Annotated in this window: 13 protein-coding genes; 2 read left to right on the forward strand and 11 right to left on the reverse strand. The window is 63.4% G+C overall.

All coding sequences use genetic code 11. The features are described 5' to 3' along the window. Positions 1 to 5 precede the first annotated feature (5 nt). The 11 genes from FIV02_RS11850 to tssB form a co-directional block, all read right to left on the reverse strand. Positions 6 to 548, reverse strand: coding sequence for a toxin-antitoxin system YwqK family antitoxin (locus FIV02_RS11850; RefSeq protein ID WP_152488705.1), 543 nt, complete (start codon positions 546 to 548; stop codon positions 6 to 8). 7 nt (positions 549 to 555) lie between these two features. Next, entirely contained in the window at positions 556 to 2,562 is a 2,007-nt protein-coding gene (tssI, locus tag FIV02_RS11855) for a type VI secretion system tip protein VgrG (RefSeq protein ID WP_152488706.1), read from the reverse strand. A gap of 84 nt (positions 2,563 to 2,646) precedes the next feature. Further along, the gene (locus FIV02_RS11860; protein ID WP_152488707.1) at positions 2,647 to 3,870 is read right to left on the reverse strand and encodes a hypothetical protein; all 1,224 of its coding nucleotides are present in this window, start codon (positions 3,868 to 3,870) and stop codon (positions 2,647 to 2,649) included. 244 nt (positions 3,871 to 4,114) lie between these two features. Continuing rightward, positions 4,115 to 4,894 carry a hypothetical protein gene (locus FIV02_RS11865; protein WP_152488708.1) on the reverse strand — a complete coding sequence of 260 codons (780 nt, stop codon included), beginning with the start codon at positions 4,892 to 4,894 and terminating at the stop codon, positions 4,115 to 4,117. Positions 4,895 to 4,933: 39 nt separating this feature from the next. Next, complete coding sequence (gene tssH, locus FIV02_RS11870) at positions 4,934 to 7,480, reverse strand: type VI secretion system ATPase TssH (protein WP_152488709.1); 2,547 nt, start codon at positions 7,478 to 7,480, stop codon at positions 4,934 to 4,936. Next, positions 7,480 to 8,499, reverse strand: a complete 1,020-nt coding sequence (tssG, locus tag FIV02_RS11875; protein ID WP_152488710.1) for a type VI secretion system baseplate subunit TssG — start codon at positions 8,497 to 8,499, stop codon at positions 7,480 to 7,482. The genes tssH and tssG overlap by 1 nt, the downstream gene beginning before the upstream one ends. Continuing rightward, positions 8,463 to 10,250 (reverse strand): type VI secretion system baseplate subunit TssF, encoded by a 1,788-nt coding sequence (tssF, locus tag FIV02_RS11880; RefSeq protein ID WP_152488711.1) that lies wholly within the window; start codon positions 10,248 to 10,250, stop codon positions 8,463 to 8,465. The genes tssG and tssF overlap by 37 nt, the downstream gene beginning before the upstream one ends. Beyond that, positions 10,243 to 10,659, reverse strand: a complete 417-nt coding sequence (tssE, locus tag FIV02_RS11885; RefSeq protein WP_150609603.1) for a type VI secretion system baseplate subunit TssE — start codon at positions 10,657 to 10,659, stop codon at positions 10,243 to 10,245. Before tssE ends, tssF begins: the two co-directional genes overlap by 8 nt. A gap of 12 nt (positions 10,660 to 10,671) precedes the next feature. Further along, on the reverse strand, positions 10,672 to 11,169 hold the full coding sequence (locus FIV02_RS11890) for an Hcp family type VI secretion system effector (RefSeq protein WP_037056770.1): 498 nt from the start codon (positions 11,167 to 11,169) through the stop codon (positions 10,672 to 10,674). 82 nt (positions 11,170 to 11,251) lie between these two features. Next, positions 11,252 to 12,730, reverse strand: a complete 1,479-nt coding sequence (gene tssC / locus FIV02_RS11895) for a type VI secretion system contractile sheath large subunit (RefSeq protein ID WP_037056768.1) — start codon at positions 12,728 to 12,730, stop codon at positions 11,252 to 11,254. Between the two features lie 29 nt (positions 12,731 to 12,759). After that, positions 12,760 to 13,311 (reverse strand): type VI secretion system contractile sheath small subunit, encoded by a 552-nt coding sequence (gene tssB, locus FIV02_RS11900; protein WP_152488712.1) that lies wholly within the window; start codon positions 13,309 to 13,311, stop codon positions 12,760 to 12,762. Between the two features lie 208 nt (positions 13,312 to 13,519). Between tssB and FIV02_RS11905 the strand changes: the two genes are divergently transcribed. Further along, positions 13,520 to 13,990, forward strand: a complete 471-nt coding sequence (locus FIV02_RS11905) for a type VI secretion protein (RefSeq protein WP_134675841.1) — start codon at positions 13,520 to 13,522, stop codon at positions 13,988 to 13,990. Between the two features lie 51 nt (positions 13,991 to 14,041). Then, positions 14,042 to 15,367 carry a type VI secretion system baseplate subunit TssK gene (gene tssK, locus FIV02_RS11910; protein ID WP_152488713.1) on the forward strand — a complete coding sequence of 442 codons (1,326 nt, stop codon included), beginning with the start codon at positions 14,042 to 14,044 and terminating at the stop codon, positions 15,365 to 15,367. Positions 15,368 to 15,378: the final 11 nt, after the last annotated feature.

Genomic DNA, 15,378 nt, shown 5'->3' on the forward strand with positions numbered 1-15,378 from the left:
GTCTGCTAGGCCTCGGCCGATTCGTTCCACCTTCTCCACCACCAGCGCAGCCGTGAGATGGGTTTGCCCTCGGCGTCCAGTGGGCGGCCGTCTTCGGCGAAGCCCTGGCCATCTTCCAGTGGCTTGCCGTTGAGGTAGCGGCTGCGGTGTGACACCTGGCCGTTGCTATGGAAGCGTTGATAGAGGCCGTCACGCACGCCATCGCGATACAGCTCCAGCTCGGCCAGGCTGCCGTCCGGGTAGTAGCTGCTGGCTTCGCCATGCATCAAGCCCTGACGGTAGGCGACCTTGCGCTGCAGCCAGCCTTCGGCGGCGAAGTACTGAGCCACACCATGCAGGCGCCCGGCGGTGTAGGGCAGGTGTGCCGATACCTGGCCGTTGGGGTGGTAGAGGACGCTGGGACCGTGCAGTACGCCGTTGGCATAGCCAAGCCGGGCCTGCGGGCGGCCGGCTTCCTGGATGGATACCGGGCCATCGAGGGCGCCGTCCTGCAGCTTGCCCTGCAGGCGGCTGTCGCCACGGGTGAGATCGAGGTTGCCGTTGGCCATGAGCGCCTCAGTTGACCTTCACCATGCCGCCCTTGATGGTCAGCATGCCGCCGCCATCCACGGTCTGTTCCGCGGCGGCCTTGTTGGTGAGGCTGACGCCGGCGTCGTTGGTCAGGGTGGTGCCGGCCTTGTTGTCCAGGGAGGTGCCCGCCTGGTTGGTGAGCGAGGTGCCGGCCTTGTCGGTAAGGGCCATGCCGGCCTGGGTGGTGAGGTTCTTGTCGCTCTTGGCGGTGAAGTCGCCGCTGCTCTGCAAGGTAAGGGTGCCGGTCACCTTGATGGTGAGGTTGCCGTCCACGGTCAGCTCGTAGTCGCCGCTCACCTTGTGGCTGTAGTTGCCGCCGGTGCTGTGGGTCTGGTTGGCGCCAACGCTGACGGTGCGGCTGTCCTTCACGTCGAGGCTGTCGCTGCCGGTCTGGATGGTCACCGTGCGCTTGCCCTTCTCCAGGGTGATGCTCTCGTCGCCTTCCTTCACCGTGCGGGTGCGGGCGTTCTGCACCGTGAGGGTTTCGTCATGGCCGATGGTGGCGGTGCTGTCGTTGAGCACGTTGACGGTCATGTCCTTCTGCGCCTGGAGGAAGACTTCCTCGGCGTCTTTCTTGTCCTCGAAGCGCAGCTCGTTGAAGCCGCCACCGCCCTTGGAGGAGTTGGTCTTGATACCGGACTGGGTCTGGTTGTCCGGCAGGGCGTAGGGCAGGGTGTTGTCGCCGTTGTAGACGCAGCCGGTGACCAGCGGGCGATCCGGGTCGCCGTCGATGAAGGTGACGATCACCTCCTGGCCGATGCGCGGGATGAACTGCATGCCGAAGCCCTTGCCGCTCCAGGGCAGCACCACGCGCACCCAGCAGGACGCGGTTTCGTCATTCTTGCCGTCGCGGTCCCAGGGGAACTGGATCTTGATACGGCCGTACTGGTCGGTCCAGATCTCCTCGCCGGCCTTGCCCACCACCTGCGCAGTCTGGGTGTGCATGCGCGGCTTGGGCGTGAGCCGCGGCGGGCGGTAGGCGGTGGCCTTGGGGATGGCCTCGAAACGGTTGCGGTAGTGCTCGTGGCTGGCGTCATGGGTGACGGCGGTCACCACCCAATCGATATTGAGGCTGCTGTCGTCATGCCCGGTGAGGGTGAACCAGTGGCCGGGCACCAGCCAGCGGCAGTCGCTCTCGCCGATCAGGCGCCTTTCCTGGCTGCGCAGCCCATCGATGCGCTGCTTGGTCAGCGCATCGCCCCGCGCCTTGGCGATATAGCCACCTGGGTGCTCGTACATCGACAGTGGCCCGGCCACCGCTTCGGCATTGCTGTACAGCGAGGTGGTGGGGGTGGTGAAGGCGTAGTCCGTGGCGCTGTACACCCCGCTCACCGCCTGCACGCTGTACTGCGCCGCGCGGATGCCATGCAGCTCGCGCGCGCCGATGCCCTGGCCCAGATAGGGCACCTTCGGCCCATTGGGTATCTGCACGAAGGCATCGCTGCTGTCGCCCAGCACCAGCGTGTGCTTGCCGGCCTCGTGGGTGAAGAACCAGAAGATGCCTTCCTCCTCCAGCAGCCGTGAAACGAAGGCGAAATCCGTTTCGCCGTACTGCACGCAATACTCGCGCGGCTCATAGCTGCCGGAGAGCGACAGCTTGAAGTCGGTAAAGCCATGGGCTTTGAAGATGGTGGTGACGATGTCGCTGGTGGCGAGGTTCTGGAACACTCGGTTGTTGCTGGCCAGCGTCAGCCACCAGAGCCAGGGACGCAGCACCACCTGATAGCGGTCGGCCGTGGCATCGGCGGGGAGCTGGCGGATCTCCGCGACCAGGGCATCGAGGGGGCGCTGGTTGGCGTCGTTGTGCAGGGTGGCGGTGAGATGCGTGGCCACGGCACTGCTCAACGTCAGCGCGGTGGCACTGTCGCCGTGGAGCGTCAGACTGCCCAGGGCGTTCAACGTCTCCTCCCCGGAAAGCGTCTGGGGGTAAATATCCGTCAGGGCCGAGGCGCTGAGGGAGAGGCTGGTATTGGTGTCGGTGGGGCGGGGCATCAAGAACCTCTAGTAGGCTGGGACATGGCCGCGCTGATAAATAAAGCTGTCCCCTTTTCGGTTGTTTCGATATTCGTCATCGAACTACTGGCCTGAGCCACTCTGAGGCGGGCCGCCGAAGCCTTTCTTGTTTGCTATGTACGAGCCGGCGGCAGCACCGATACCCATCAGCGCGATCACGGCTTTAGCCTTGCCGCCAACGTTTGGAACACGGGTGATCGTGCTTCGAAACTGCGGCGGGTGCGTGACCACTCCAGTCGGGGCGACAATGGACGAGGGCCTGCTGATGATCGGTGTGCGCCCCCAGTAGCTATGGCGCTGCAGGATGTTGTTGAACCGATCCCCATGCCGATCGAATCCGTAGCCGCTTTGAAAACTACTGAACTCCAGGGTCTTACGTATGCTCGGGCTGTACAGCTTGGCTTGCTGTGTAATGAGGCTGGAAGGCATGGTCAGGGCTCGCGGCTCAGGCGGCAGCGATTCGAAGTTGCGGCTGATCATGCCTTGCCCGCTGGGTAGCGAGCGCAGAAACCTGGGGGGGGCGGCAATCTCGTCATCTTCCAGCAAGTCGAGGAACAGTCCCAGATATTCATCGGGAGCCAGACGTGGATAGGGGATGTCCATGTAATTGACGAAGTTGTCTTTAATGAGTCTGGGTAACGGGCCTTCCTGGCTCCCACCGACATGCCCGTGCACGCCGATGGAAAGATCGGCCAGCAACTGGGTGGAGCTGCTCTCGCGGATCAGGTTGAGATGGCGGAAGCCAAACCGCGACTCATGCTCGGAAACCTGCAGGAAAACCTTGTTCACCCAGCGCGGAATCTTCAAGGTTTTGGGCACCAGGATCGGGCCGGGTACCGGGTCGAGCAGCGTCACTTCGAACTTCACCGTGTGCAGGATCCTGTGGCCCAGGCGGTCCAGCTCATTCAGGGTCATGGTGGCGGCAACCGCACCACGACTGAATGAAATGATCCTGATGGTGGTGACGCCCAGGCTGACCATCTGGTTGATGGCGTCCACCGCCTCTTCGACAATATCCGACATGCCCGAGCCATGCGTGACGCCGGAAGCCAGCTTCATCGCGTAGTCGAGTGGCAGGCCCATTTCATGGATAGGGGTGTAGCTTTCCAGGGCATAGATATTGTGCTTGTCGGTCAACTTGATAGCCTGCTCGGAACTGCCGGGCCCACCAATGCCGAAGACGATCTCACCGGATTGCCGCAGATGATCCTCTAACTGAACGGTCGTTTCTTTTTTCGAGGCGGAGTCCTGGCTGGTGCCATGAATGATCAGGTAACCCACAGTCATTTCTTATTCCCCTAGATGCCGATGGCTGGATGATCAAAGGTTTACCGCTCTTTTGTTTTCAAAGTTCCGGCGCCGAGCTGAAGAGCAAGTCGATAATTCATCGGCGTGCTACGGATGTTCGCAAAAAGGGGACCGCAAAAAGGGGGCGGATTTATTCATTGGCGCTCCCGCTTCTCCAAAATAAATCCGCCCCTTTTTTCCTTTCTTTTTCCTTTCTTTTTCCTTCATGCATCGCGCTTTAGGATTACATGTTCGGCGTGAAAGGAGGAATGAAGCCAGACATATCATCATGTATTATCTCGATTTCATCATCGCTATCTTGTTCGGGCTCGGGTTCATCATCGATCACCCAGTTGTTTCCTTCTAGCTTTTGATTGGTGATATTCTGAGCAATCTCGTCATTTGCCCGTGGTCCAGAGTAAACGACCCATGGAGTAGAGTGCAGTAGCTCCGCTCTCGTTTTTAACATGTACTCAACACGAGCCTCTGGCCCTACGCGGGCAGGCTCATCTTCATTATCTTGAGGTACAACATCGTAGGTGATACACCAGTCACATTGACCTACCAATTCGGTGCTACGCGTGACGGCGTTAACTATCACAGCCCACAGCCTGAGATGACGCGTGCCAGATAACGAGCTAAAACTAGTCAGCCCGGTGGTGCATGGGTAGTCTTCGAAAACTGGAAGCGTAATCGACGCCTGCGTTACATTGGGGTTTGCAATCTTTTTGCAGCCAGAGAAAAAAAGTGAGTTTGGAGGGCCGTCCAAGCGCTGACTCAGCATTGCCTTTACTGTTCTTCTAGTATTTCCTTGATAGTACCATTGGATATAAGAAGGCATTGCATTTTGAATGAAGCCAAAACGCAAGTTTGCCACCTGATCTGACGGAGCGATATCTGTCAGTAAAATCTTTGCATCGCTAATGCGTAATCCGCCTTGGGTAATGCTTATTTCATCTTCATCATCGAAGCCTGTCCGGAATTCATTAATTATTACGGGATTCCATTGTAGTTTGATTTTCATTTTATCTCTTAGTTGTGGTATGTAATAACTATGAACTCATCACTCCAACACCCACTCCGCCAACTTCCCCGTCACCTGTGCCATCAACACATTCTCGATATCCCGTGCACCTACCGCGCTGCACTTGGCGAGTACGGCCTTGACGATGGCGGGGTCGAAGTCGAACTGTTTGCCGGTGGCGGCCTTGTAGCGCTCGCGCAGTTTCTCCAGCTTGGCCAGGACGATGCCTTCCAGCGTGGCCTCAAGCAGCGGGCGGTAGGGCACCACGGTCATGCGGGCGAGGAAGGCGGGGCGGAAGGCCTGTAGCAGCACCTTGCGCAGGCGTTCGTTGAAGGCGTCGCTGCCGAGCTGGTGCGTAGGGGTGTCCAGCACCAGTTCGGCGCCGACGTTGCTGGTGGCGAGCATCACAGTGTTCTTGAAGTCCACCACCAGGCCGGTGCCATCTTCCATCACGCCTTTGTCGAAGACGTTGTAGAAGGCTTCCAGCACGTCGGGATGGGCCTTTTCGATCTCGTCCAACAGCACCACGGAGTAGGGGCGGCGGCGCACCGCTTCGGTGAGCACGCCACCGGTGCCGTAGCCGACGTAGCCGGGCGGGGCGCCCTTGAGCTGGCTGACGGTGTGGGCCTCCTGGTACTCGGAGAGGTTGATGCTGATGAGGTTGCGTTCGCCGCCGTAGAGGGCGTCGGCCAGGGCATAGGCGGTCTCGGTCTTGCCGACGCCGGTGGGGCCGACTAGCAGGAACACACCCACCGGCTTGGCCGGGTCGGTGAGGCCGGCGCGGTAGGCCTGGATGCGCTGGGCGATGGTGCCCAGGGCGCTGTCCTGGCCCATGACCCGCTGGCCCAGGCGTTGGCCGAGGGTTCGCACGGCATAGGCTTCGTCGGCGAGCATCTTGCCGATGGGGATGCCGGTCCAGCCGGCGATCACGGCGGCCACGGTGCGCGAATCCACCTGTTCGGGCACCAGCGGGTCGTCCTGGCGGATGGCGTCGAGGCCGGCTTCCAGGCGGGTGAGTTCGGCGGCGAGGTGGTCGATGCGCTCGTCCAGGGTTTCATCGGCTTGGCTGGCATCGACACTTTCGCTCAGAGCCAGCAGTTCGCGGCGGGCGTCCAGCAGTTCGCGCACGGCTTCGCGTTCTTCGCCCCAGCGGGTGTCCAGCTCGCGGATGGCAGCCTGGTTGCTGGCGGACTCCTGCTCCAGGCTGGTGATGCGTTCGCGGTGATCGAGGCCGGTGGCCTGCTCGCGGCGCAGGCGTTGCAGTTCTTCGCTCACCGCCACCTCACGATGGCGCAGGCTTTCCAGCGGTGGCGGCACGTCGTGCTGGCCGAGGGAGACCCGGGCGCAGGCGGTGTCGAGCACGCTGATGGCCTTGTCCGGCAGCTGGCGACCGGAGATGTAGCGGTGGGAGAGCTTGACCGCGTCCTGGATGGCGCTGTCGAGCACCTGCACACCGTGATGTTGCTCCAGTTTGGCAGCGACGCCGCGCAGCATCTCCACGGCGGTGGCCTCGTCGGGTTCCTCCACTTGCACCAGCTGGAAGCGGCGGGCCAGGGCCGGGTCCTTCTCGAAGTACTTCTTGTATTCCAGCCAGGTGGTGGCGGCCAGGGTGCGCAGCTCACCCCGCGCCAGGGCCGGCTTGAGCAGGTTGGCGGCATCGCTGCCACCCTCGCTGCCACCTGCGCCGATCAGGGTGTGGGCCTCGTCGATGAACAGGATGATCGGCTGTTCGCTGCCGCGCACGGCGTCGATCACGCCCTTGAGGCGCTGCTCGAACTCGCCCTTGACCCCGGCACCGGCCTGCAGCAGGCCGAGATCAAGCACGCGCAGGATGACGTTCTGTAAGGGCGGCGGCACGTCGCCGGCAGCGATGCGCAGGGCCAGGCCTTCGACCACGGCGGTCTTGCCGACACCGGGGGCGCCGACCAGGATCGGGTTGTTCTGCCGACGGCGCAGGAGGATGTCGATGCTCTGGCGGATCTCGCCGTCACGCCCGACGATGGGGTCGATGCGCCCGGCGCAGGCGTCGGCAGTGAGGTCCTGGGTGTACTGGTCGAGCACGCTGTCCTGAGCGTTTTCCGGGGCGGGGCGGGCTTTGCCTGCAGGGCCGCCGCCGCTGTGCTCGCGGGACGCCTGCGTCCACTCCAACAGATTGGCGCGCAGGGCTTCACGCGGGATGCGCAGCAGCGAGGCGGCGCTGTTGAGCAGCAGGCTGCGGCGCTCGTCGCGATCGAGCAGCGCAAGCAGCAGCAGACCCGAGCGGATGCTCTGCTGCCCCGTCACGCTGGCCTGAACCACCGCATCTTCGAGCAGGCCGATGGTCTGGCCGGAGAGGGCGGGGGTGCGTGTACTGCCGGCCTTGAACAGCTCCAGGGCGCGATTGATCTCGGTGGCCACGCTGTCGCGCTCCAGGCCGAAGCGCGGTAGCAACCAGGCGAGATCGCCGCCTTCTATGTCCAGTAGTTCCAGCAGCAGGTGCTCGATTTCCACGTAATGATGCGTGCGCTGCAGGCAACGCTGAGCGGCGCGTTCCAGGGCACGGCGGCTGTCTGCATTGAGGCGGCCGATCAGCGCGGCGAGTTCCATCAGGCCGTCTCCTTGTGCCGCAGGCGGGTGTCGATACGCTGCAGGGTGGTCGCCCCGGCGCACTGCAGGTTGCTACTCCAGCGCAGGCGCGGCGGTTGTTGCCGGTCCAGGCGCAAGGGATTGCCAGGGCGTACCAGCAGGCGCAGGTGGCATTCGGTATCCGGGCCGAGATAGAGGCTGGCCATATCCGCGAGACGGACATGGCGTTCCCCGCCAGGCAGATAGGCCGGTGCCTGCTCGGCTGTGAGCGGCCCTAGGGTGAGGCGAATGCCGGCGTGCTCGTCCCACACCCAGGTTCCGGCGATTGCATCGCGCCCCAGGCCGAGGTTGCGCCCACCGCGTTGCAGGCGGCTGCGGCTGGCCGAGGGAATCTTGCGCCAGGCCCCCTGGTAGGCGTCGTAGTCCACGGCCACGCCGAACTGCTGACGCACCAATACGGCGAAACCAGCCAGAGACCGGCGCGGGCCGTTGAATGAGGCGGCGCGGGCGGTTATGGCGGCATCTGGCAGTGCCATGCGATTTTGCAAGCTGCGTGGCAACAGGCCGCTGAGAGCCAGTAGCAGTCGTTGTGCAGGTGCCTGTTGCGGGTGCTGAAAACCCAGCGCCAGACGGTGGCGGCCGAGCACCCGGTAGAGCTGTGCGAGCAGGCGGTTGTGGAACAGGTCGAGAAAGTCCGCGGGAGCATGATCCTTGAGGCGCGCCCGCTGTTGCAGCCACTCCTGATAGGCATAAGGCAGTGGGCCGTCGGGGCCGCCGAGGCCAAAGACGGCGGTGCTCAGGATCGGCGGTTGGCCGGGTACGTCCTGCAGACGCGCGACCTGACTGGGGGCGAAGGTGGGCGTCAATGGCCCGCGCAAGCGCACCGCTTCCTGCTCGGGGCTGCTGCCTTGGCCGAGAGGCGTGGCGTCGGGTTGCTCGCGTTCCAGCAGCAGCAGGGCCTGGAGAAACTCGAAATCCTGTGGGACCTCGCGCAGGCGTTTGCTCAGAGGTTCAGGGGCTTGCCGGCCTGGGGCTGCCATGTCCGTACCTCCTTGTCGTGATCCACCAGCACCGTACGCACGAAGCGATTGGGCGTGGCGTAGAGGGACAGAAATTGCGCCAGCACGGCGGAAAACAGGACGGCGCTGCTGCCGGCGAAATGCTCCGCATCCAGGCGGATGCGTACCTCCAGGCCATTGCGCCAGCCGCGCCAGGCATCGTCACCGACCCGCGCCACCACGCGCTCGCAGGTCAACTCCAGCAGGCCTTCCACCTGGCGCCGGGGCCCGGCTTCGTCGCGCAGATTGTGCAGATGCAACAGCTCGCGCAGTGCATCGAGGGCTTCGGGGCCCTCGACCAGCGAGAGGTGGTTGAGGCTCAGTTGTGAAACCAGGCGCCAACGCGACGGGCCGGACAGCCGTGGCAGGCTTTGCACAGTGGGTGTGTTCAGCAGGCTGGCCTGCGCGACGGGGCCGGGACGTTCGAATCCCAGGCGGGTGCCGGCAGGCAGGTTTTCGGCCAGGTGCCGACTGGTGCATAGCAGTTCGGCGGTGAGGCTGTATTCGGGGGCGTCCTGCAGCGGGTCGAAGGCCGTGTCCACCAGGCTCAGCAGCAGATCACTGCCAGGCTGCGCGGGGTTCAGACCCTGCACCCGGCGAGCGTACCAGTAGAAGCCTTCACCGCCATGGTTATGCCCGTAATAGGCCGGCACCCGGCGCACGCCCCTGGGCGTCGCGGCACGCATGCTGCGAATGCTGTGGATCTCCACGCTTTTTTCGCGGTGAGCGTCGGCCACCAGACGGTATTCGCTGCGAGTGCCATCCGGGCGCAAGGGCTCGGAGGTGCGCGGGAACAGGTTGATGGCCGGGGTGCAGCCCAGGCGCAGTTCACTGGCTTGCAGGTGAGGGCGGCCTGCCGGGGCATGGTCGAAAGCGATCACCAGTTGGCACGCCTGGCCGCCTTCTGCCGGTGGCAGCACTGGCAGATCGAAGAAGGCGAACTTGTCGGGGAAGGCGAAGTATTCGGCGAGCAAACGCAAGCCAGGGTGCTGCCCATCTTCATCAGGCAGCAAGGCCTGGTCGTCGGCGAAGCCCACGGGTGTGGCAGTGCCGGATACGCGGCACAGTGGCTTGCCGGGTGTGCCACTCCATAGCCCGAGACAGTGGGCCGCGAGCAGGTCGTAGAGGATGGCGTTGGTCATCGGGGACGCTGCCAGGTGCACGCGCAGGCTGCGCACCGGCAATTGCGCCCAGTCGAACTCGCCGAGGCATTCCAGGCTCAGGCGCAAGGCCGAGCGGGCCAGCGGGTGGCCGCTGAACGCCACCGCCGCATCGCCATCGAGCAGCGTGGCTTCACTGATGCGCAGCGGCCAGAGCTCGACCTGTGCACTGGTGCGCCAGTGCACGCTGGCCTGATCGCGCGTGGTGACGAACAGGGGGGTATCGCGTGGCAGGCTGTAACCCTCGGCAAGATTGCCCTGGGTCGGATCGGGCTCGAACTGCACGATGGCGCAGGAGGGCAGGGGACGCAGGGCCAAAGGGTAGAGCTGTTCGAGCAGGGCGTCGCTGAATTCGGCGTAGTCATCATCGAGGCGGCGGTGCAGGCGAGCGGTCAACAGGGCGAACCCCTCCAGCAAGCGCTCGACGTGCGGATCAGGACATTCTCCGGGCGCCAGTTCCAGGCGCCGGGCCACCTTGGGATGGCGCTGGGCGAAGCCAGCGCCGGCATGGCGCAACCACGTCAGCTCGCGCTGGTAATAATCGAGCAGTTCAGCGTCGATCGAGTCACTCATGGCGTACCTCTATCCCCTCGTCGCCGGACGCGAGCAGAAATGTAGCCGGCCAGGTGTGTTGCCCCTCACGCAGACGCCCGGCAAGCCGGATGCTCAATCGCTGAGGCTGTCCAGGTGAGGGCTCGACGTCGATGTCGCTGAGTTGCAAGCGTGGCTCGAAGTGCTGCACGGCGGCACGCACCTCGCGCAACAGCAGACGGCGATCGTCGGCGCGCAAGGCTTGCAGGCCTGCCCAATCGGCAATGCCGTAATCGAGCAGCGTCAGTGGTTGCCCTGCAACGCGCTGCGGGCGCCGGGTATTGAGCAAGCGCATCAACTCCTGGCGAACGGATTCGGCCAATGCCTCGCGGTCGAAGGCCGGCGCCTCGTCCGCCTCGGCGGACAGACGCTCGAACAGGGGCGCACGCACGCCTCGGCCTGCTTACTTGACGAGCTTGTTGGCCGCCAGATCCCAGGTGGAGGCGGCGGTGCCCTCCTTGGTGCCATCGTCCTTCTGTGCGGTGAGTTCCCACTTGATCTTGGTGAAGTTCATCGACAGGGTTTCCACCGGTTTGCCGCCGGCTCCGCCGCTGACGCTGACGTTGGAAAGCACGACGTTGTCGAGGGTGTAGACGATGAAGGAGAGCAGCTTGCCGTCGCTTTCTGAGGCGTTGCGGCCGATGGTGATGGTGGCCTTGGTGATGGGCTTGCCGGCGCAGCAGTATTCGTTGAGCGAAGGCGTGGAGGTGTCGACGAATTTGGTGACGGTGAACTCGCCGATATGCGGTTTGCCGGAGGTACGTTCCGAGTTGCTGACGTCGTTGGTGACCTGCATCGCCACGTTGTGGCTGTAGGACATCAGTTCGATCTTGTCGGTGTATCCCTCGAGCAGACTGTCGCCTTTGATGTCGTCGCCGAGGTCGAGAATGATGGCATCCATTGCGGATAACTCCTGGGTCTGGGAACGGGGTGGATCATGCGTGGAGCGCGTCCCCGCCGGGTGTGCCAGCGGGGCGTCCGAATCAAGCTGCGGCTGGTGGCGGCAGGCTGGCTACCAGGCGAATCGAGGCGGTCAGCTCCTCCAACTGGAAGTGCGGGCGCAGGAATACCGTGGCGCGGTAGACGCCCGGCTTGCCGGCGACTTCCGAGACGTCCACGCGTGCTTCGCGCAGCGGGTACTGAGCCTTGATTTCCTGAGGCGCGTTGTCGTTGATCAGCACGTAGTCCGCGATCCAGTTGTTGAGGTAGGTCTGCACGTTGTCGCGGGTCATGAAGCTGCCCACCTTGTCGCGCATGATCACCTTGAGGTAGTGGGCGAAGCGCGAGGCCGCCAGCACGTACGGCAGCATGGCCGAGATGCGCGCGTTGGCATTGGCTTCGTTGGTGTTGTAGACCTTGGCCTTGTTGGTGGTCTGACCGCCGAAGAACACGGCCATGTCGGTGTTCTTCTTGTGGCACAGGGTGATGAACCCGAGGTCGTTGAGTTCCTTCTCGCGGCGGTCGGTGATCGCCACTTCGGTCGGGCATTTCAGCGACAGATCGCCGGACAGGGTGCGGAACGTATGAGCCGGCAGGTCCTCCACCGCGCCACCCCCTTCGGCTCCCCTGATCGCCGCGCACCAGCCGTACTTGGCGAAGGCCGTGGTGATGCGTACGGCCATCAGCCAGGCCGCGTTGCCCCAGAGGTACTTGGAGTGATCGGTGCCGTTGACGTCTTCGACATAGCCAATGCCTTCCACCGGCTTGGTGTCCGGGCCGTAGGGCAGGCGCAGGAGGAAGTTCGGCAGCACCAGGGAGACGTAGCGCGAGTCTTCGCTCTCGCGGAAGCTGCGCCACTTGATCAGCTCCAGGCTCTCGAAGATCTTGCTGAGATCGCGCGGGACAGCCAGCTCGGTGAAGCTGTTCATGTCGAACAGCTTGGGATTGGCAGCCGCGATGAAGGGCGCATGAGCCGCGGCGGCGACGTTGGAGAGTTTCTCCAGCAGGGCCACGTCCTGCGGGTGGCGGCCGAAGGCGTAGTCGCCGACCAGCAGGCTGAAGGGGTGCCCGCCGAACGTGCCGTATTCTTCTTCGTAGATCTTCTTGAAGAGCGCGCTCTGGTCGAATTCGACCGCTTTTTCAAGATCGTTCTGCAGCTCTTTCTGCGTGACGTTTAGCAGGCGCAGCTTCAGGCGGGTGCTGGTTTCGGTCTGATCCACCAGCATGTGCAGGCCACGCCAGGAGGCTTCCAGCTTCTGCAGGTCGGGGTGGTGCAGCACCTCGTTGAGCTGGTCGCTGATCAGCTTGTCGATCTGGCTGATGCGGTCGTTGATCATGGCCACCGTGTCCTTGTCGATGGACATACCTTCATCGAGGACTTGGGTAGCGAACTCCGCGAGCATGTCGCGGGCGTAGTCCTGCTGGCTCTCGTCGTGAGCCATGCGGCCCTCGGCGATGATGCGGTCGAGCAGGGTCAAGGTCTCGGTCGTGCTCTCGCTGGATGCACCGGCTTCTGTTGCCATTGCGTTGTCTCCGGAAAGTCGAGGGTCGGTCAGGCCGGGTCGGCCGGTGCTTCACCATCGGCAGCGGCGTCGGCCGCCGGGGCTTCGTCTTCAGGCCGCGAGGACTTGATTTCCTGTAGCCCTTCGGTGTTGCTCACCACGTCCTGCAGCAACTTGTCGAGGTCGTCGTTGCCATCGAGTTTGGTGAGCAGGTCACGCAAGCGTTGGCGTGCTTCGTAGAGACGACGCAGCGGGGTGATCTGCTTGACGATGTTGACCGGATCGAAGTCGTCGAAATGACGAAAACGCAGCTCGACGTTGATCTTGCTGCCGTCGCCGCTGATGGTGTTCTCCACCTGCAGGGTGCTGCGCGGCTCGATGGAAGCGAGCACTTCGTTGAAGTTGTCGCGGTCGATCTCGGTGAACCGACGGTCGATCAGCTTGGGCAGGGGGGTGTCCGGCTTGCCGGAAAGATCGGCGAGGATGCCGACCACCAGGGGCAATTCCTTTTTCTCGATGGCGTTGCCAATCTCGACGTCATAGGTGATCTGGACGCGGGGAGGGCGGATTCGATCCAACTTGTGTTGAGTGCTTTCAGCCATGTCGGTTGGGCTCCGGGGTGATACCGGGAGCGCATTGCAGCGGACGAACCCGTGCTCGCACTCCGTTGCTGGATCACGACGATGACGGGTTGGCTGAACAGCGAGCCCATCCTTGGCGATCCATCCTCATTCGCCACGAAGACGAACTTTCATAGACGCTAGATCAGGTCTATAAATTTGCAAACGTGAAGTTCAAGGTGAAATTCTCATGACGCAGGGACGTGCGACCTCCTATCGCTTTGCCGTGTTGCTGAGCCTCCTGATGGCCCTGTGCGGCTGTTCCTTTCGCGGCGAAAGAATCCAGTTGGACAGCCTGACGCTGGATGTGGCGGAGCAGGCCAATGACGACACGCCGATTGCCGTTGACTTCGTCGCCGTGCATGACCCGGATCTGCTCAAGCTGCTTTCCGAGATTCCCGCCAGGCAATGGTTCGCCGAGCGGGGGCAGTACGAGCGCGACTACCGGAATCTGTTTTCGGTGTGGGGGCTGGAACTCGTGCCGGGGCAATTTCGCGATGTGCGCGACTTCCCCTTCGCCGGTGATGGGGCCGCTGGACTTTTGGTGTTCGCCGGCTATAACACCCCTGGCGTGCATCGTTTGCGCCTGAACGAATCAGGCCGGGTGTGGCTGCGTTTCGACAGCAGGGAAATGCGCCTGCTGACCGGTCAAGACCGTTAGCCCAGCGTTGCACGTGCGCATGCCAAACAGCGGATGTCGAAGGGGAGTGCTATGAGGGTGTTGCCGGATGCAGTCTGCTGGCACGAGGGCATGCAGCTATTGCCTCAGCATTTCCAGTTGCAGGGACTGCGCGCAGAAGTCGTCACGGCGTTGTGCGCCAATGCTGCAAACCCCTGGTTCTGGGGGGTGAGCGAACTGGAAGTGGACCCGGCGGCGCTCAGTACCGGTCTGGTCCGTATCCAGTCGCTCGAGGCGATCCTGCCCGATGGTCTGCCCGTCAGCGTGCAGCCAGCTGGTGACAGGGTGCTCGAGCTCGATGTGGGGCCTGCCGTGGCGGCTTCGGCCAATGCCTGCGTGACCCTCTACCTGGCAGTCAATCCGCTTGGCCGCAGCGGGCAGGTGTTGCCACTCAACGGGCGTCTGCGATCCCTCTGCGGAGACGCGGTGCCCGACCTGGCCAGTGGCGAGCATCCCGAGCCGGTGCTGATCTGGCGCCCCAATCTGCGCCTGGTGACCGACAGCGAGAGGGCCGATTCGGTCTGCCTGCCGCTGTTGCGTATCGCCAGGGAGGGGGGCGGTTTCGTCAGGCAGGCCTACGTGCCGCCGATGTCGCTGATCCTGCCGGAATCGCAGTTGGGGCAGATGGTCGCGGCATTGTGCGCGCGAGGGCGAGAGAAGTGTATGTTCCTGGCCGGGCGCTTACGCCAGGCCGAGCAGGCGGGCAATCGCGATGACGTGCAGGAGCTCAGGCGCCAGCTGACGGCTCTGTGGTCCCGGCTCCCCGAGGTCGAAGTGGCCCTGAATGGACGAGTGGCGACGCCGGCGCACCTGCATGGTCTGTTGGCCGGCTTGGCGGGCGCCTGGTGTGCGCTCGACCCGCTCAATGGCGTGCCGGCGTTCGCGCCGCTTGATTTTCTCGATCTCAAGCACGGCTTCGACGAGGTCATCGCATGGCTTCATCGGAGCCTGGACAGTATCCGCGTCGGTTACCGCTGCCTGGTTTTCGAGCAGTCCGAACAGGGCTTTGCCATCGACTTGCCGGATAACCAGACGCGTCGACAACGCCTGATCGTTGGGCTGCGCATGCCCGCCGGTACAGGGCAGCAGGCCGCACAGGCCTGGCTGGCCCAGGCCGTGATCGCGTCGCAGCAGCATGTTGCCACGCTCCGCCAGCAGCGCATGAGTGGCCTGCCGCACCAGCCGATGAGTCGCAATGAGCGAACGGCCTATGGAGTGGGTGAGGAGACCCATCTCTTCCTGATCCAGGCAGCCGGTGACTGGTTCGATCCCGAACAGTCGCTATGTCTGGCCACGACCTCGCAGAGAGCGGCGGCAAGCCCCTGGCAGGTTCTGCTGTTCACCGCCGATACCCCCTGAGATCCGCCAGC

The sequence above is a fragment of the Pseudomonas sp. THAF187a genome, assembly GCF_009363395.1.
Classification (GTDB): Bacteria; Pseudomonadota; Gammaproteobacteria; order Pseudomonadales; family Pseudomonadaceae; genus Aquipseudomonas; species Aquipseudomonas khazarica.

Bases quoted from the DNA above. Each gene is read 5' to 3' on its own strand.
- FIV02_RS11890 (WP_037056770.1), bottom strand. From the start codon at position 11,169: ATGGATGCCATCATTCTCGACCTCGGCGACGACATCAAAGGCGACAGT.
- tssF (WP_152488711.1), bottom strand. From the start codon at position 10,250: ATGAGTGACTCGATCGACGCTGAACTGCTCGATTATTACCAGCGCGAG.
- tssK (WP_152488713.1), top strand. From the start codon at position 14,042: ATGAGGGTGTTGCCGGATGCAGTCTGCTGGCACGAGGGCATGCAGCTA.
- tssH (WP_152488709.1), bottom strand. From the start codon at position 7,480: ATGGAACTCGCCGCGCTGATCGGCCGCCTCAATGCAGACAGCCGCCGT.
- FIV02_RS11850 (WP_152488705.1), bottom strand. From the start codon at position 548: ATGGCCAACGGCAACCTCGATCTCACCCGTGGCGACAGCCGCCTGCAG.
- FIV02_RS11860 (WP_152488707.1), bottom strand. From the start codon at position 3,870: ATGACTGTGGGTTACCTGATCATTCATGGCACCAGCCAGGACTCCGCC.
- tssI (WP_152488706.1), bottom strand. From the start codon at position 2,562: ATGCCCCGCCCCACCGACACCAATACCAGCCTCTCCCTCAGCGCCTCG.
- FIV02_RS11865 (WP_152488708.1), bottom strand. From the start codon at position 4,894: ATGAAAATCAAACTACAATGGAATCCCGTAATAATTAATGAATTCCGG.
- tssG (WP_152488710.1), bottom strand. From the start codon at position 8,499: ATGGCAGCCCCAGGCCGGCAAGCCCCTGAACCTCTGAGCAAACGCCTG.
- tssB (WP_152488712.1), bottom strand. From the start codon at position 13,311: ATGGCTGAAAGCACTCAACACAAGTTGGATCGAATCCGCCCTCCCCGC.
- tssC (WP_037056768.1), bottom strand. From the start codon at position 12,730: ATGGCAACAGAAGCCGGTGCATCCAGCGAGAGCACGACCGAGACCTTG.
- FIV02_RS11905 (WP_134675841.1), top strand. From the start codon at position 13,520: ATGACGCAGGGACGTGCGACCTCCTATCGCTTTGCCGTGTTGCTGAGC.